Source organism: Andreprevotia chitinilytica DSM 18519 (assembly GCF_000711875.1).
GTDB classification, from domain to species: domain Bacteria; phylum Pseudomonadota; class Gammaproteobacteria; order Burkholderiales; family Chitinibacteraceae; genus Andreprevotia; species Andreprevotia chitinilytica.
Genome location: NZ_JONM01000001.1, coordinates 380,626 through 398,533 on the forward strand (window position 1 = coordinate 380,626; position 17,908 = coordinate 398,533).

Here is a 17,908-nt window from a genome sequence, read left to right on the forward strand (position 1 = left end):
GCTCGTAATATGGCAACTTCATATTTACGGATGGAGAAAGGGATGACCGACCTCAGTTTGCCGCTTCCCGTCGCGCCCGCTCAAGCAGGTGCGATGGCACGGGATCGCAAGCACCGCTGGAAAGTGCTGGGCATCGGCGTAGCAGCCAATGCCAGTTTTTCGGCGGCGTTTTCCGGCATCCCCACGACCGCCGTGCTGATGCGCACGGACTATCACCTGGGCAATGCCCAGCTCGGATTGGCGATTGGCATGCTCGGCTTGGGCATCGCGCTGAGCGAATTGCCGTGGGGCTTGCTCACCGACCGCTGGGGCGATCGCCGCGTGTTGCTCACCGGCTTGGGCGCGACAGCGGCGGCGCTGGCCTTGATGGCGCTGTTTGCTGCGCCAACCGCCACGCACGTGCCGAGTCTGCTGGTGCTGGCGCTCGGGTTGATGGTGGTCGGCCTGTTGGGCGGCAGCGTCAATGGCTCCAGTGGCCGAGCGGTGATGGGCTGGTTTCAGGAAGGGGAGCGTGGCTTGGCGATGAGTATCCGCCAGACTGCCGTCCCGACCGGTGGCGGTATCGGCGCGCTATTGCTGCCGGCACTCGCGGCGTGGCATGGGTTCACTGCCGTCTACGGTGTGCTGGCGTTGCTGTGCGCTGTGACCGCGTTGTTTGCGTGGCGCTGGTTGCACGAGCCACCAGTGGCCGAGGTCAGTGCGGCGCCTGCATCCGCCGCTACCCCAGTTGCAGGCGGGCCGCTACGCGATGCTCATGTCTGGCGCGTCGCGCTCGGTATCGGCGTATTGTGCGCGCCACAAATTGCCGTGCTGACGTTTGCCTCGGTATTCCTGCACGACTTCAGCCATGTCGGCTTGGTGGCCATTAGCGCCACGCTGGCAGCGGTGCAAGTGGGTGCCGCGATCATGCGCGTCTGGAGCGGCCGCTGGACCGATCGCAACCGCAATCGCCGTGCCTATATGCGCACTTGCAGCGTGCTGAGCGCCATCCTCTTCGCCGTTCTGACTGGGTTGGTGATGATCGCCGCCAACGCCCCCGGCTGGCATGCCGTGATCACGCCCATCATCATCGCGATCCTGATCTCGGGCGGTATCTGCGCCTCCGCGTGGCATGGCGTCGCCTTTACCGAACTCGCCACCCTGGCCGGTGCCAGCCGTGCCGGTACTGCGCTTGGTTTGGGTAACACTTGCGCCTTCATCACGCTATTCCTGACTCCGCTCGCCATCCCTGTTTTGCTGGCGCACGGCGGTTGGCCGGCAGTTTGGCTGTTGGGCGTGGTGTGCGCGTTGATTGCCTGGCCGTTGTTTCCAAAGGCGGTGCCAGCAAACCCCATCCAAATGTGAGTTTTGAACAAACCTGACGTTATCCCGGGACATTTCAGGCATTCAGATAAGCCCGTACATTTCAGACGCCATCAGGTTGGAGTGCCTGATGCCTTCCCATCACCAGTCAGGAACCGGATATGTCTGAATCGATACAACACGCAGTTGGGCAACTTGTCATGGCCGGGTTTGATGGATATATGCCCAATGCCCATATCGAGGGGCTGATCCGTGAGCAGCGTATCGGCGGAGTGATTCTGTTCCGGCGCAATATCGAATCGCCGGCGCAAGTGGCGGCAATGTGCCGCCGTCTGCAGGAAATCAATGCCGAGGTCAGTGATTTGCCATTGCTGATCGGTATTGATCAGGAAGGCGGCATGGTGATGCGGATCGAGGAGGGCGTAACGCCTTTGCCCTCCGCAATGGCCTTTCAGGCAGCCGGTTCGATTGCAGATTGCGAGGCCTTAACCCAAATTGGTGCCGATGAATTGCGCCAGATGGGCATTAATCTCAACCTCGCCCCGGATCTGGATGTGAACAACAACCCGCATAATCCGGTGATTGGCGTGCGCGCCTATGGCGAAGATGCGGCAACGGTCTGTGAATATGGGCTGGCGGCAATGCGGGGCATTCAGGCGGCCGGTTTGGCTGCAATGGCGAAACATTTCCCCGGTCATGGCGATACCGCCGCCGATTCCCACTATGCCTTGCCGGTGGTGCCGCATGATCGGGGCCGCTTGCATGATGTCGAACTCGCGCCCTTCAAAGCGGCGATTGCCGCAGGCGTCGATTCGTTGATGACTGCCCATATCGTCTTTCCCGCCATCGAGCCTGATACCGCCCTGCCGGCGACCCTATCGCATGCCGTGTTGACGGGCTTGTTGCGCGACGAGCTGGGTTTCGACGGCATGGTGCTGACCGATTGCCTGGAAATGGCCTCGATTGCGGATGGCATGGGCGTGGTCAAAGGCGCGGTGCAATCGATTGTGGCGGGCGCCGATATGGTCTTGGTATCGCATACCCAATCTCGCCAAAAGGATGCGGTGCTGGCGTTGCAGCAAGCGGTTGAGTCCGGGCATATCTCCAGCGAGCGATTGAATACTGCTTTGGCTCGCATTACGCGCTTGAAGAAAAAGCCGGCCATTCTGAACTGGCGTGATCTGCCGCAGTGGCCAGAACGCCTGCAGCAACCCTCTGCGATGGCCTTGGCTGCCAAAGTGCAAGCCGCCGCGTTGAAAGTGCAGAGCGAGTTCCAGCCATTGGATAAAAACAAGCCGGTATTGCTGATTACCGCCGAGGTCAATACGCATACCGAAATCGATGAAGTCGCGCTCGGTGGCAAAAGGGATGCACGCGGCTCGATGCTGCCGCAATTCCTGGCTGCTGGCTTGGCGGTCGGCGAAGTGGTGGTAGAGCCGCAATGCGGCGAGGACGAAATTGCCGCTGTATTGGCGCTAGTGGGCGCTGCGCCGCAAATCGTATTGCAAAGTTATAACGCGGTCTTGTCGCCCGGCCAGCAAGCCTTGATTGCCGCTTTGCCGCAAGAACGTTTATGGCTGGTAGCGGGGCGATTGCCTTATGACCTGGATTTGGCGCCGCAAGCCAAAGGACGACTGGCTGCTTATGGTAATCGGCCGCCTGCGCTGGTGCCGGTGGTGGCAAAGCTGTTGCAGGATTGATCCTGCTGATGAATTGGGGCGTGCCATGTCGATATGGAACATGGCACGACCTTGAATCACGCGTGGCAGTCGGCTGCCGTAATCCTGATCGATAGGATGTCCCCGCCCGATGCATTTTTATAACTGTAGGTGGCAGTGACGTTGTTCTTTAAAAACGGCTGCATTGACGGGCTTTTGCAATAGGCCTCGAGCAATTTGGGCCGAGCCAGATCCAGCAGTTTCGATTTGTCGATATCCGCAAGCGCAGGGTCGGTGAGGGTGTAGTTGTACTGGATGGATTTGTCGCCAGTATCAACGTGATTCAGGCGCGTTACCGGATCCACCATCTTTGGCAAATCCTGATTCATTTTCTCGGCAGCCTTGGCCAGCTCTTTATTGACGTTCGGTGCCATGACGTACTGCACGGCTTTCGCCCCGATGGCGGCTGCGGCAACGAATACGACCACTTTAATGATGTCCATCATGCATCCTTGTAGTTGTTTATCGCGTAACGAATCAAGCGCTGCCAAGCGCCCGCGGGCTGTCAAATAATCGTTCAGTGAGATGAACGATGGGACGTTGCTGCGCTTGGGTGTGAGTGATCAGTTCCTATGATCTGCAATGGATTCTGAATCATCATATGCAATATGCATATTTCAGTGACGCTGCCCCTTCATTTGTACAACATCCGTTCCCCGTCTTTCAGCGCTCGGCAAAGGTAATGAACTGCGCCGATGACCACACCTTGCCATCATCGCGCTGCCGGCCATGCAGATACACCGGGCGAAAGCCGAACGGGCTGTTGACTGGTTCGATCTCGATGCTGCCGCTCACATCCACCGGCAAGGTCTGATCGGTTAGCCGTTCCAGCGCGATGAACAGTTCCGTGCCGCCCAGTTCCAGCCGCAGGCTGTTTTGCGCCAGTAGTTCGGCACCGCTGATTTCCCAATGGAAATCCGGCGCATGGGCAAACGGATTGCGCTGCAACGGGTCGCCGACCTTGATGAAGCTATCAATGTGCCCTTCGATCACGATGCGGGCATGGGTGAGATTGCTCACGTCGATTTCCACACTGTCCGCGTCGCCATAGGTATCGCTGCGGAAACCGATATCGGTTGCGCCCTCGCGCCAGCATGCTTCCTCGATGTGCTCAAAGCCGTGCCCACCGAAGCGGTTGATGGTGCCGTTGAGGATGTGGATGCGGCCTTGCCATGCCGCCCAGCGATAACGATCACGAATCCGTGCGCCGCCCCAGCGCACGCGGATCAAGCGCTCGGACAAGCCTGCCTCCTGATGCAGATTGCGCTCCCAGATCAGGCCAGCGTGATCGTAGGCGGCAAGGGATTCCCAGCCGGTCTGGCCGAGGAAGCGGTAATCAAGCTTGGCCGGGCCGTGGTGGGCAAAGGCATCGCCCTGGACGAAATCGCCGCAACGCACCAGCAACGCGGTGTGCTCGCCTGTCGTTGCCCAAGTGTGGCGGGCACGCAGTGCGCGGCCGATGGTCTGGCGGTCGAGCCGTTCGGCCAACACGCCGGTCAGCCCGCCGCGCACACCGAACACTTGTACGCCGGGTGGACCACCACCGGGCCGGCCGCGATGCTCGTCGCCGCTGGCTGCCACGCCAAGCTGGTAGCCACGTGCGATCACGTCGCGATAGAGCCAGTCGAAGTGACCCCAACTCGAGGCGATTTCCACCAGCCGTTCCAGCTCCGGGTGATGCCAATCCGGGATATAACGCCGTCCGCCGACGTGGGGCATGATCAGGTGCTGCTCGGGCGCCTCGATATAGGCGTCCCATAGTTCTTCGATCGGCCAGCGCCCCAGCTCGGCGGCGGTGCCTTTCATTTCTTCGTTCCATACCAGCGTGCGGTTGTGCTCGCCACGGGCGTTGTAGGGGAAATCCGGCGCGTCGTTGCCGAGGAACACCACGTTGTGATCGCCGCCTGCCGTCGAGCTGCCGCACCATTCCTGCACCGGGTAGGCGACGAAGCGGCCGGGTTCGTTGAAGGCTTCCACCGCCTCCAGCCCGAGCTGCCAGTTGGCATCGGTGATCTGGAAATCGTTGACGGTGTAGCCGAAGACATCGATGCCGCCGATATCTCGCGCATAGGTCACGTTGTAGGCCGGGCTGTTGGTGCCGACGGTGTCGTGGGCGTGCACGTGCAGATCGGCGTAGAAGGCGCGTGGGGCGTTGGGTGCGTCGAAAATCGATAGCCATGCGGTGCCCGTAGTGACGCGTGGGGCGCTCAGCAAGCTGGCTTCCAGCCGTAACGTGCCGGCGTTGTTGGGCAAGTTGTCGATGCCGATGGAGGCCCAACCGGTTCCGGGTACGGCGTAATCCCGCTGATGCACGATCTCATCGCCATCCCGGGTAATCAGCCGGATCGTGCCACCCACCGCCGAGCAGATATTGCCCCAGCTATCCATCAGCGAGGCGCGCACCGGGAGCGGTGTGCCGGGGCGGGCGAAGCGGGGCGCTTGCAGCAAGACTTGTGCCGGCTGGCCGGCATGGATGTCGATGACGACATCGCCCGGCACGGCGACAAAGCGCGAGGTGCCCAGCGGGTCGACGTAAAAACGGAAGCGGAAACTGTCCTCGATAAACGTCTGCACCCGCGTGCCCGGTCCGCCCTGACGCCGATCACCCAGCCGGATCACGATATGGTCGCCGGCATTCAGATAGCCGTCGATCACATCGACGATGATGGCTTTCTGAAACGGACGCTCGTGGCCCTTTTGCTCGAAGCGTACGTGCAGTGCCTGCACTGTGGCCGGGCTCTGGCCGGGGGCGAGTGGTGCGGCTTGGTATTCGGCACTGATGAAGTTCGCGCCGGCCGGATCGGACGTCTGGAATAGCGCCCAGTCGGAATAGAACTTGAACGTCGCCTTGAGCCACGCGCCGTCGGCGATGCCGGATGCGCCCACTTCGTAATCAAGGATGATTTCCGTCCATTCACCAGCTTCCAGTTTGTCGACCGAGCAGCTCACGCGGCCGGCGAAGGGGAGGGCTTTGTTGCGCTCGTACAGGCCGGTCGGGGCGTGGTGGGGGCCGAGGCGGGCGCGTAGGGCCGCGTAGTTGTTAACTACAGGTCTGGGGTCGTTCATTTTTCAGCTCACTTTTACTGGGCCACGGGTTTTAGCCTCCCCCTTCTCGAAGGGGGATTGAGGGGGATTTCGACGCAATTACTAATGATCACTGCAATTTGATATGACGCAGAAATCCCCCCTAGCCCCCCTTCGGAGAAGGGGGGGACGACATGCTGAAATTTGTAACGTCAGGGCATCAACCAAACGGCCAAACCGCCGTCGCATCCCATACCGGAATCCCCAGATGCGCATACCACGGCGCCATCACCAGAATCCCGTAGGCGATGCCGATCAGCACCGACACCACGCCGACCTTGGCGTAGTCCGCTGTGGTGAACGCGCCACTGCTATATGCCACCACGGCGGCGGTGATCTGCGTGGGCAGGATGTAGGCAAAGCTATCGCTATCGCACACCAGCAAGGTGAAGGCAGCCGGGTGCAGGCCGAGCTTGGGGGCCAGCGCCAGCATGATTGGCGCGATCATCGTTACGGCGGCGACGTTGGAGAGCATCGCGATGCGTGCCACATGCGTGCCCAGCATGATGATCAGCAGCGCCAGCCACCACGGATGGCCTTGTGCAAAGCGGTACAGCAGATCAGCCACCCACGGCGCGAGGCCGGTATCGCTGATGGCGGCGGAGAGGCACAGCGCCCCGGCCAGCAGGAAGAACGTGCCCCAGATGGTGCGGGCTTGAATATCTTTCCAGCCGAGGCCAGTCAGCCCCGGCACGAACAGCAAGGCCAGCCCGAGCAGGGCGACGACTTCGGACGGAATGCCGTGCCACGCTTCGGTCGCCCACATGGCGGCCACTACGCCAAACACGGCCAGAATGGTTTTGTGCTGCACACCGGCTGGTGGCAACGCAGCGCGTTCGCTTGTGATGGCGGCCTGGCCGCCCGGCAACGGCACAGCGCGGGATTTGAAATAGAACTGCACCCACAGCTGCGTTAGCACGAACATGCCCAGATACGGCCATTGCAGCTTGAACCAGTCCAGCCACGAGATATGCAGGCCGAGTTTTTTCTGCAGCAGGCCGACGATCACCATATTCGGCAAATGGGCGGTCAGCACGCACATGCCGCTGATCATCGAGCCGTAGACCAGCGTCTGGATCACGATGGCTTTCTTGGCGCTGCGCTCCTGCGGCGTATCGCCAAACAGGCCGATGATGCCGTTGGTGACCGGTAGCAATGTCGCGGCGCGGGCGTTGGCGGCCGGCACCAGAAAACCCAGCACGAAATTGACCACGAACATCACCCAGATCACGCCGTTGGCGGTGCGCGTCTTGAGTTTGTCCAGCAGGAACAAGGCAATGCGCCGATCCAGTCCGGCCGCCTGCATGATGGCGGAGAACACGAACGCGGCCAGGCACAGGAACACCACCGGTGTGTTGAAGCCGCCGGCTGCTTTGGCAAACGGCGTCACGGCGTGGGCGAGTACCAGCAGGGCAGGAATCAACAATCCGCTGACGCCGACCGGCATGGCTTCGGTCACCCAGATGATGCTGGCCCAGGCGACGACGGCGAGCGTCGCCTTGCCCGCTGGTGGCAGACCGGCCGGAGCGGGCAGGGCAAACAGGATGAAGAAGAACGCGAGCCACGCAGCAATAAAGCCGAGCTGGGCTTTCAAGAGCGGGCGTTGTTGCCCGATCAGGGGCTGCACGATCAAAGGCAGGTATGCTTGCCAACCGGCGCGCGGTTGCAGCGTTGTGGGGGTTAAGGGGCTGTTCACGGTGGTTCCTTCGCGGCTCTTTTTAAACGGACGGGACGCAAGCGTGAGCCAAGGCGATTCACGCAGAAAATGAGCGCCGTACTCGTCAGTCCGGCCTTGAGGTTGGATAATACGTTTTAATACAAGTTTGCCAACGAATGAGTTGGCATATTCTTATGCGTGTTTATCGAATCAATCTTGATTTAACTGGATTTGTCTATGGATGTGGCCCGCGATAACGTGCTTTCGCTGTATGAGCAAATTGCTGATTTGTTGCGTGTGGAGATCGAAAGTCGCCGCTTCGGCCCAACGGGCAAGCTGCCATCCGAGGCCGAGCTGGGCGAGCGTTTCGGGGTGAGCCGGGTGACGGTGCGGCTGGCGATTGCCAGATTGGTCAATGCCGGCCTCGTCGAGCGCAAGCAGGGCAAGGGCACTTTCGTGGTCGAAACGCGGCGGGTGCGGCATGGGCTGGATGTGTTGCGCGGCTTCTATGATTCGTTGCTGCTGCAAGGCCAGGCGCCGGAGATGAAGCTGATCGCGTTGGAGCAGATTGCCGTACCGGCCGGCTTGCGTGGCGTGTTCCCGGCCAAGCTCAAGCGCTGCGTCGCCTTGCAGCGTTTGCACCGCCTCGATGGCGAACCGATTGCGCTGGCCCGCACCCACATCGCCAGCGATATGGCGCTGACGTGGGAGCAAGTCGAACAGCAGCCGTCCTACGCCTTGATCGAACAGCTCACTGGCCAACGCATCGATCGTGCAGACCTGACCATCCGCGCTCGCCTGGCCGGGCAAGAGTTCGCCGCCGTGCTGAATGCCAAGCGTACGCATCCGCTGCTGGAGCTGGAGCGCATATCCCGGTTCGAGGATGGCAGCGTGTGTGAGCACACGGTGTTTTTCATTCGGGCGGAGCGGTATGAATTCGCGCTCGATAGCGCTGGCGGCATCCGCATTGCCGAGTAGTGACCATCGCCAATGGGTGCCGTGTCATCGATGCCGTACATACTGTGATTTATGGATTTTTCATATCGCGTGATGGACTATCTTTCTGACATGAAAACCAACACAGATTGGGTCGCTAAGCAGAGGGGCAGGCACGGCATGGCAATCATGCTGGCTTTGCTGCTGGTTGCGCCATGCAGCTGGGCGGCCGGTGAGCCGGTATTGCGGGTTGCCATTGGCGAAACCAAGCCGCCGTATGTGTGGGAAGAAGAAAAGCGCGGCGTGGAATATGACTTGGTGAGCACCATCCTGCGCACCGCCGGCTACCAGCCTGAGGTGCTCCACGCCCCCAACAAGCGGGCGCAAAGCTGGTTGATCAGCAAGCAGGTCGATGCCGTGATCGGCAACGAAGGCGGCTTCGTTTCCGAGCCGTATATCGCCTACAAGAACATGGCGATTACCCTGTGCAGCAGCAAACTGGAACTGCACAGCATCCCGGATTTGCAGCGCTATAACGTCGTCGCATTCCAGAATGCGCAGCGCTACCTTGGCACGGACTTCGCGCTGATGGCCGCCAGCAACCGGGGTTACTCCGAAGCTTCACCGCAAATCTCGCTCGATCGCCTGCTCTATAGCCACCGCACCGATGTGGCGATCTCCGACATCAATATCTTTCAGTATTTCAGCACGCATCTGAATGCGCAGCTGGACGGCAGCCAACCGCTGTGCCCGTTCGCGCTGTTCCCGCCGACGCTCTATCGGCTGGTGTTTCGCGAAGAAGCCGCACGCGACCGGTTCAATCAGGCGTTGGCGCAAACGCTCCGCAGCGGTCTGTATGAATCGCTGGCGCAGCGTTATGCGCTACCCGCGCCGAACGGCAAGCCGTATTTCAAGCCGCCGCTGCCTTGAGCGTGCTAGGCCTGGTTACAGATCAAAATCTGTAGACACAGAGATCAGTGAGCACACAGAGAGCACAGAGGAAAGCGGGTTTTGTAGGAGCGAGCTTGCTCGCGATTGCTTCGTGAGTTGATGCGTGGCAATCGCGAGCAAGCTCGCTCCTACAGATATTCTCTGCACAGACTCCGGTTTTCCTGGTACGTCCGTATGATTTTCGTCAAACGGTAGTCGCTTCATTGCTGCTGTTTACCCGCGCCCCTGACCGGTTCACGCCACACAGCAAAGCCTTGATCGCCGCCGCGACGATATTGCGATCCGTCCCCACACCGTAGCCGCTGTTGCCACCGTTCACGCGTAGTTCGATGTAGCAGGCCGCTTCGGCATCCGCGCCGCCCTTGAGTGCGTGCTCGTGGTAATCCAGCACGGCTACGTCGATGTCGGCGACTTGCTTGAAGGCGGCGACGAAGGCCGCAATCGGGCCATTGCCGTTGCCGATCACCAATTTGCGCTGACCGGCGATTTCCAGTTCCACCTCGATCTGCACCGCATCCACGCCGCCGCCGGATTGCTCCTCCAGGCTATGGCGCAGATAACGCCACGGCGTTTGCTGCTGCAGGTATTCGCGGCTGAACAGGGCGTGGATATTGCTCGCCGTCACTTCGCGGCCGGTTTCGTCGCTCACGCGCTGGATGGCGCGGCTGAATTCAATCTGCAGGCGGCGCGGCAAATCAAAGCCATGTTCCTGCTGCAACAGATAACTCACGCCACCCTTGCCGGATTGGCTGTTCACGCGGATTACAGCGTCGTAGCTGCGGTTGAGGTCGGCCGGGTCGAGCGGTAGGTAAGGCACTTCCCAGATTTCGTCCGGCTGCTGTTTGGCGAGGCCCTTCTTGATCGCATCCTGATGCGAGCCGGAAAACGCCGTGAACACCAGATCACCCGCATAGGGATGGCGCGGATGCACCGGCAACTGCGTGCAGTACTCGGCGGTCTGGCGCACGGCATCGATATCCGAGAAATCCAGCCCCGGGTGCACGCCCTGGCTGTAGAGATTGAGCGCCAGTGTTACCAGGTCGACGTTGCCGGTGCGCTCACCACTGCCGAACAAGCAGCCTTCGACGCGATCCGCCCCCGCCATCACCGCTAACTCTGCCGCCGCGACTGCGCAGCCCCGGTCGTTATGTGGATGCACCGAGAGAATGATGCTGTCGCGCCGGGCGAGGTTGCGGCTCATCCACTCGATCTGGTCGGCATAGGTATTAGGCGTGGACATCTCCACCGTGGCAGGCAGGTTGAAGATCATCTTGCGTTGCGGTGTGGGCTGCCAGATATCCGCCACGGCATCACAGACTTCCTTGGCGAATTCGATCTCGGTGGCCGAAAACGTCTCCGGCGAATACTGGTAGACCCACTCTGTCCCCGGGCGCTCGTCGGTCAATTGCTTGATAAGCCGGGTGCCATTGAGTGCGATTGCCTTCACGCCGGCCTGATCGGTATCGAACACGATGCGGCGGAAGTTGGGCGCGAGCGCGTTGTACAGGTGGACGATGGCGCGGCGCGCACCAGCGAGCGATTCGATGGTGCGGCGGATCAGGTCTTCACGCCCTTGCGTGAGCACTTCGATGGTCACATCGGCCGGGATGCGGTTCTCTTCGATCAGCATGCGCACGAAGTCGAAATCGGTCTGCGAGGCGGATGGGAAGGCGACCTCGATTTCCTTGAAGCCAGCTGCAACCAATGTCTCGAACATGCGCAGCTTCTTCTCCACGCTCATCGGCTCGATCAGCGATTGATTGCCATCGCGCAGATCGGTGCTCATCCAGATCGGCGGCGTGGTGATCACTTTGTCCGGCCAGGTACGGTCGGGGAGGGCGATGGGCTGGAAGGTGCGATATTTGCGGGACGGGTTGGTGAGCATGGTCTGGCTCCTGATATTTTGGACAAAAAGTATTTATTTGTATCGAGTTTGAAATCAGAAGCTACCTGAGTGTATGAAATTTTGTCAAATGCAAGATTGATTTCGACTGGGTGCTCACTTTTTCAAGTGGAAATTAGACAAAAAGTACTGTTTCTATAATCTTGTAGGAGCGAGCTTGTTCGCGATGGCAATGGTGGATGACACGATGCAATCGCGAGCAAGCTCGCTCCTACAGAGGCAGCGGTGGCGTCACCCTCTGCCACACCGCACACCGCACACCGCACACCGCACACCTCACACCTCACACCTCACACCTCATCGCGCCCCGTCTTTACACGATTTTTATATCCCGCCCCCGTCTTTTGACCCCGTCTTTACGTCCGTTTTCTTACATTTGCGGCATGAAACGTCTCTGGTTTTGCCAGCGGCGCATTCGTTCACAAAGGAGAAACACAAATGGATGCGGTCTACATCGCCCTCATCGGCGTGTTTGCCGTGCTGACATTCCTGCTGGTGTGGGTGTGCAGCAAGGCGGGAGGCAAATTGTCATGATCCTGATCGACTGGCTGGCGGGCATTGCAGCGGCATTGCTGCTTGTTTATCTCGTGTACGCGCTGTTCAAACCGGAGCGCTTTTAAGCCTGTTTCGTCTGGGCGGCTTGGCTGCCCGATGAAGCGAGGCTGATGCGGAGTGATGTCATGACAACTGATGCAATTCTTCAACTCGCGCTGTTTCTTGGCGTGTTATTCGTGCTGGCCTGGCCGTTGGGGGCATATATCGCCCACATCATCCGGGGCGAGCCTAAAGGGGAGCAGACCGGGCCGATCCGTCTGCTCGCGCCCATCGAACGGGTTTTCTACAAACTGGCTGGCGTCGATGCCAGCGAAGAAACCGGCTGGAAAAGCTATGCGATCGGCCTATTGGTTTTCAATCTCGTCGGCGTGGTGCTGACCTATGCACTGCAGCGTTTGCAGGGCTATCTGCCGCTGAATCCGCAAGGTTTCGGCGCGGTGTCGCCCGATCTGGCGTTCAACACTGCCATTTCGTTCGCGACCAACACCAACTGGCAGAGCTACACGCCAGAAACCACCATGAGCTATCTCACGCAGATGCTGCAGCTCACGGTGCACAACTTCTTCTCGGCCGCGACGGGTCTGGTGGTGGTGGTGGCGCTGATCCGTGGTTTTGCGCGCAAGAGTGCTGGCTCGGTCGGCAACGTGTGGGCGGATATCACCCGCACCACGCTGTATATCCTGCTGCCGCTGTCGGTGGTGTTTGCGCTGGTCTTCGTCGGGCAGGGGGCGATCCAGAACTTCAAGCCGTATCAGGACGTGCACACGGTACAAGCCACGACCTACCAGCAACCCAAGCTGGATAAGGTTGGCAATGCCATCAAGGATGCCAAGGGCAACCCGATGCTGGAAGACGTGACCACGCAGACGCAAACGCTGGCCATGGGCCCGGTGGCTTCGCAAGAAGCGATCAAGATGCTCGGCACCAACGGCGGCGGCTTCTTCAACGCCAACTCGGCACACCCATACGAAAACCCGACTCCGCTGACCAACTTCCTGCAGATGCTCGCCATCTTCCTGATCCCGACCGCCTTGGTGTTCGCGTTCGGCCGCATGGTGGGTGATTGGCGGCAGGGCGTAGCGGTGTTGGCGGCGATGACGCTGATCTTCGTCGTGGCCTATGGCGTGTGCGTCTGGGCGGAGCAGGCTGGCAACCCGGCACTGGTCTCGGCGGGTGCGGATAGCGCCATCAATATGGAAGGCAAGGAAACGCGCTTCGGCATTACCGCCTCGGCCTTGTTCGCGACCATTACCACTGCGGCATCGTGCGGTGCGGTCAACGCCATGCATGACTCGTTCACGCCGCTGGGCGGATTGGTGCCGATGGGCTTGATCCAGTTGGGTGAAGTCGTGTTCGGTGGGGTCGGTTCCGGTCTGTACGGCATGCTGGTCTACGCGATTCTGGCGGTGTTCATCGCCGGTCTGATGGTGGGGCGCACGCCGGAATACCTCGGCAAGAAGATCGAAATCTTCGAGATGAAGATGACCGCGATCGCGATTCTGGTCACGCCGATCCTGGTGCTGGCCTGCACCGGCATCGCGGTGATGTTGACAGCGGGCAAGGCCGGAGTGGCGAACCCCGGCGCGCATGGCTTCAGCGAAATCTTCTATGCGTTCTCCAGCGCGGCCAACAACAACGGCTCTGCCTTTGCCGGTCTCTCCGCCAACACGCCGTTCTACAACAGCTTGCTGGCCGTGGCGATGTGGTTCGGTCGCTTCGGCGTGATCGTGCCGGTGTTGGCGATGGCGGGTTCGCTGGCCGCCAAGAAGCGCCTCAATGTAACCGCCGGCACCTTGCCGACGCATGGTCCGCTGTTCGTGGTGCTGCTGATCGGTTCGGTCATGCTGGTCGGCGCGCTTAACTACATTCCGGGTCTGGCGCTCGGTCCGATCGTTGAACACCTGCAGATGATTGCCCACTGACCGTGTGAACAATTGTAGGAGCGAGCTTGCTCGCGATTGCTTCGATTCAAGCATCGTCATCGCGAGCAAGCTCGCTCGTACAGGAGAACAAAATGTCTAATCAAAAAACCAACGCTGTGCGAACCCAAGCAGGTTATGCCGGCGAGAATCAAGTGGCGCAATCCGGTGATACGGGTCGTCGCGACAAACTGTCGTTGCTCGATCCCAAACTGGTGACGCCGGCGCTGATCGAGTCGTTCAAGAAACTGGCACCGCAAATCCAGTGGCGCAACCCGGTGATGTTCGTCGTGTATATCGGCAGCATCCTGACCACCATCCTGTTCATTCAGGCTTTGGGCGGCAACGGCGAGGCGAGTGCCGGTTTCATCGGCGCCATCTCGCTGTGGCTATGGTTCACCGTCTTGTTCGCCAACTTCGCCGAAGCATTGGCCGAAGGCCGCAGCAAGGCACAAGCCGAAAGCCTGCGCAGCACCAAGAAGAACGTGGTCGCCAAGAAGCTGTCCGGCCCGTCCAAATCGGCCAGCCGGCAGATCGAAAGCAGTGCCGATCTGCGCAAGGGGGATTACGTGCTGGTGGAAGCCGGCGACGTGATCCCGGCCGACGGTGAAGTGGTGGAAGGCGTGGCCTCGGTGGATGAATCGGCCATTACCGGCGAATCCGCCCCGGTGATCCGCGAATCCGGTGGTGATTTCACGGCAGTGACCGGTGGTACTCGCGTGCTATCGGACTGGATCGTGGTGCGTGTATCGGTCAACCCTGGCGAGGCCTTCCTCGATCGCATGATCGCCATGGTGGAAGGCGCCAAGCGCCAGAAGACCCCGAACGAGATCGCGCTGACGATCCTGCTGGTGGCGCTGACCATCGTGTTCCTGGTTGTGACCGTAACACTGCTGCCGTTCTCGGCCTACAGCGTGGAAGTTGCCAAGGCGGGCGTGCCGATCAGCATCACCGCGTTGATCGCGCTGCTGGTGTGCCTGATCCCGACCACCATCGGCGCGCTGCTCTCCGCCATTGGCGTGGCTGGCATGAGCCGTATGATGCAGGCCAACGTGATCGCCACCTCCGGCCGTGCCGTTGAAGCGGCGGGCGACGTGGACGTGCTGCTGCTGGACAAAACCGGCACCATCACGCTCGGCAATCGCCAAGCCTCCGCCTTCATCCCGGCACCGGGCGTGAGCGAGAAGGAACTGGCCGATGCCGCGCAACTCGCATCGCTCTCTGACGAAACGCCGGAAGGCCGCAGCATCGTCGTGCTCGCCAAGCAGAAGTTCGCCATCCGTGCCCGTGAGTTGAGCGAGCACAACGCCCACTTCGTCGCCTTCACGGCGCAAACGCGGATGAGTGGCGTCGATTACGACGGCCGGCAGATCCGCAAGGGCGCGATCGATGCGATCAAGAAACACGTGATCGCGATTGGTGGCAGCTTCCCGGATGCCGTCGGCAAGGCCGCCGATGAAGTCTCCCGCCGTGGTTCGACCCCGCTACTGGTGTCCGATGGCGAGCGCGTACTGGGCGTGATCGAGCTGAAAGACATCGTGAAGGGCGGCATCAAGGAGCGCTTTGCCGAGCTGCGTGCGATGGGCATCAAGACAGTGATGATCACTGGCGACAATCCGCTCACCGCTGCGGCCATCGCCGCCGAGGCCGGCGTGGATGACTTCCTCGCCGAAGCCAAGCCGGAAGACAAGCTGGCGCTGATCCGCAACCACCAAGCCGAAGGCCGCCTGGTGGCGATGACCGGCGATGGCACCAACGATGCCCCGGCGCTGGCGCAAGCCGACGTCGCTGTAGCGATGAACACCGGTACGCAAGCGGCCAAAGAGGCCGGCAACATGGTCGATCTGGATTCCAACCCGACCAAGTTGATCGAGATCGTCGAGATCGGCAAACAGATGCTGATGACACGGGGCTCGCTGACCACCTTCAGCGTGGCCAACGACATCGCCAAGTACTTCGCCATCATCCCGGCTGCCTTCGCCAGCACCTATCCGCAGCTCAACGCGCTCAACGTGATGGGCCTCAACAGCCCGTCCTCGGCCATCCTCTCCGCCGTGATCTTCAACGCGATCATCATCGTGTTCCTGATCCCGCTGGCGCTGAAGGGCGTGAAGTATCGGGCGCAAGGCGCGGCGCAACTGCTGCGCACCAATCTGCTGATCTATGGCCTGGGCGGCATCATCGTGCCGTTCGTGGGGATCAAGGTGATTGATCTGCTGCTGGTGGCCTTGCATCTGACTTAAGGAGCTTCGGTTTGATGGTTTTACCTCCCCCTTTTTAAAGGGGGATTGAGGGGGATTTCGACGTCATTGCAAGTTGAGATGCCGCAGAAATCCCCCCTAGCCCCCCTTCAAGGAAGGGGGGAACAAGATGCCAACATGGATTGGAAAGGAACCACATCATGAACTTGCAACTTCGTCCCGCCCTGGTGATCTTCGGTCTGTTGACCATCGTCACCGGCATCATTTATCCCCTGGCTGTCACCGGCATCGCCCAGGTGGCGTTTCCGAATCAGGCCAACGGCAGCCTGATCATCAAGGACGGCAAGCCGATTGGATCGAGCCTGATCGGCCAGAATTTCACCGATCCGAAATACATCTGGGGCCGCCCATCCGCCACCGGCCCGATGCCGAACAATGCCGCCAATTCCGGTGGCTCTAACCTCGGCCCGACCAATCCGGCGCTCACCGATGCGGTGAAGGGGCGTGTGGCCGCGTACAAGGCCGCCGATCCGGCCCAGACTGGCCCGGTGCCGGTTGAGCTGGTGACCGCCTCCGCCAGCGGCCTCGACCCGGAAATCGGCCCGGCTGCAGCGATGTATCAGGCTCATCGCGTGGCCGTTGCGCGCAAGGTGCCTGAATCGCAGGTGCGGGCGTTGATCGATGCCCATACGCAAGGGCGGCAATGGGGCTTGTTTGGCGAGCCGCGGGTGAATGTGCTGGAGTTGAATCTGGCGCTGGATGAATTGAAGGCCTGATTCACGCGGCGCTCAGAGAGTGAGCACCGATTTATGAAGGAGCGAGCTTGCTCGCTCCTACAGTTTTAGTGCAACGGAACCGAGTATTTTGCTAGTGCATAGATTGCCGCTATGAAAAGCAGCAGGTAGATCACTATCCGCAGCTGCCGTGACGTTCTGCGGGATGCACAAACCTTGCAAAGCCGAATCGTGTGAGGCTGCTTCCTGAAGACGGTTTCATTTACGGCGACCTGACTGTCATCGAGCGGCTGGCCACATGATGCACACTGGTTTGTCGTGTTGCGTTGATCGCCTTTTCGTTCTTTGCGAAGCGCATAAATCGCTAAAGGAACGGCAAAAGCCAAGGTGAAAAGGGGTTCTGGTGCTTGCATGGGTACTCAACACTGGAGATAACTTCATGTGAACGAGGGGAGTCTAGCGCTTGTGGGGATAAGCATGGATGTACAAGCTGATGAAGGCCAAGAGAAAACGTCCGCACTGCTGGAAATCCTCGCCTTGGGTAACCGGGAAATCATGCAGGGGATGTTTCGCGATATAGAAGATGTATTTGCCGATCTAGATAAGACAGAACAAGTGTGAACGCTCGCAGAATGGACTGAACGTAGCGATATCCAGCAATCACGTTCAATAAACCGCATGGGTATCACTACGCTCAACCCATCCTACAAAACTGCTGTTTTTTGTTGCCGCAATGGTTGAACTGCGGGGTTTTCCCCCTTCGTGCTAAGCGCCGACGGAGTGTCGCGAGACTTTAGGCTCGCGACCGACCGAGGGTAGTCCGGAGGACCGTAAGGCGCAGGGTCGCCTTTGGAGTGGAGAGGGCTTTGGCGAGACAAAGTCCTTTCCCCGGCCGCGGGACGGATTCCCGCTGTAATGCTTTTATTCGCGCCGTAGGCGCATAACTTT

The 17,908-nt window shown here is 60.1% G+C and carries 13 protein-coding genes; 9 read left to right on the top strand and 4 right to left on the bottom strand.

Features of this window, described 5'->3' with window-relative positions; genetic code table 11:
• The first annotated feature begins 42 nt into the window (after positions 1–42).
• Positions 43–1,344: an MFS transporter gene (locus BR41_RS01740; protein ID WP_211251627.1), complete on the top strand. Its 1,302-nt coding sequence runs from the start codon at positions 43–45 to the stop codon at positions 1,342–1,344.
• Between the two features lie 119 nt (positions 1,345–1,463).
• A complete protein-coding gene (nagZ, locus tag BR41_RS01745) occupies positions 1,464–3,002 on the top strand; it encodes a beta-N-acetylhexosaminidase (protein WP_035051986.1) in 1,539 nt (512 codons plus the stop codon).
• Positions 3,003–3,058: 56 nt separating this feature from the next.
• On the opposite strand, the gene BR41_RS01750 is transcribed toward nagZ, so the two are convergent.
• From BR41_RS01750 to BR41_RS01760, 3 genes are all read right to left on the bottom strand, one after another.
• Positions 3,059–3,463, bottom strand: coding sequence for a hypothetical protein (locus BR41_RS01750; protein WP_035051989.1), 405 nt, complete (start codon positions 3,461–3,463; stop codon positions 3,059–3,061).
• Between the two features lie 220 nt (positions 3,464–3,683).
• Positions 3,684–6,086 (bottom strand): PHP domain-containing protein, encoded by a 2,403-nt coding sequence (locus BR41_RS01755; RefSeq protein WP_035051991.1) that lies wholly within the window; start codon positions 6,084–6,086, stop codon positions 3,684–3,686.
• Positions 6,087–6,264: 178 nt separating this feature from the next.
• Positions 6,265–7,800 (bottom strand): SLC13 family permease, encoded by a 1,536-nt coding sequence (locus tag BR41_RS01760; RefSeq protein ID WP_035051993.1) that lies wholly within the window; start codon positions 7,798–7,800, stop codon positions 6,265–6,267.
• Positions 7,801–7,998: 198 nt separating this feature from the next.
• On the opposite strand from BR41_RS01760, the gene BR41_RS01765 reads away from it, so the two are divergent.
• Both BR41_RS01765 and BR41_RS01770 read left to right on the top strand, forming a co-directional pair.
• Positions 7,999–8,739 (top strand): GntR family transcriptional regulator, encoded by a 741-nt coding sequence (locus BR41_RS01765; protein WP_084186763.1) that lies wholly within the window; start codon positions 7,999–8,001, stop codon positions 8,737–8,739.
• 138 nt (positions 8,740–8,877) lie between these two features.
• On the top strand, positions 8,878–9,627 hold the full coding sequence (locus BR41_RS01770; RefSeq protein WP_051709778.1) for a substrate-binding periplasmic protein: 750 nt from the start codon (positions 8,878–8,880) through the stop codon (positions 9,625–9,627).
• A gap of 205 nt (positions 9,628–9,832) precedes the next feature.
• Here the strand turns inward: BR41_RS01770 and leuA are convergent, their stop codons facing one another.
• On the bottom strand, positions 9,833–11,533 hold the full coding sequence (gene leuA, locus BR41_RS01775) for a 2-isopropylmalate synthase (RefSeq protein ID WP_035051997.1): 1,701 nt from the start codon (positions 11,531–11,533) through the stop codon (positions 9,833–9,835).
• Between the two features lie 548 nt (positions 11,534–12,081).
• Between leuA and kdpF the strand changes: the two genes are divergently transcribed.
• The 5 genes from kdpF to BR41_RS01800 all read left to right on the top strand — a co-directional run bounded on the left by kdpF (position 12,082) and on the right by BR41_RS01800 (position 17,581).
• Entirely contained in the window at positions 12,082–12,171 is a 90-nt protein-coding gene (gene kdpF, locus BR41_RS23915; RefSeq protein ID WP_035051999.1) for a K(+)-transporting ATPase subunit F, read from the top strand.
• Positions 12,172–12,231: 60 nt separating this feature from the next.
• On the top strand, positions 12,232–14,028 hold the full coding sequence (gene kdpA, locus BR41_RS01785) for a potassium-transporting ATPase subunit KdpA (protein WP_035052002.1): 1,797 nt from the start codon (positions 12,232–12,234) through the stop codon (positions 14,026–14,028).
• A 92-nt stretch (positions 14,029–14,120) separates the two neighbouring features.
• On the top strand, positions 14,121–16,268 hold the full coding sequence (gene kdpB / locus BR41_RS01790; protein ID WP_084186765.1) for a potassium-transporting ATPase subunit KdpB: 2,148 nt from the start codon (positions 14,121–14,123) through the stop codon (positions 16,266–16,268).
• Between the two features lie 158 nt (positions 16,269–16,426).
• A complete protein-coding gene (gene kdpC / locus BR41_RS01795; RefSeq protein ID WP_051709781.1) occupies positions 16,427–17,002 on the top strand; it encodes a potassium-transporting ATPase subunit KdpC in 576 nt (191 codons plus the stop codon).
• 435 nt (positions 17,003–17,437) lie between these two features.
• Positions 17,438–17,581, top strand: coding sequence for a hypothetical protein (locus tag BR41_RS01800; protein ID WP_211251628.1), 144 nt, complete (start codon positions 17,438–17,440; stop codon positions 17,579–17,581).
• The last annotated feature ends 327 nt before the right edge of the window (positions 17,582–17,908 follow it).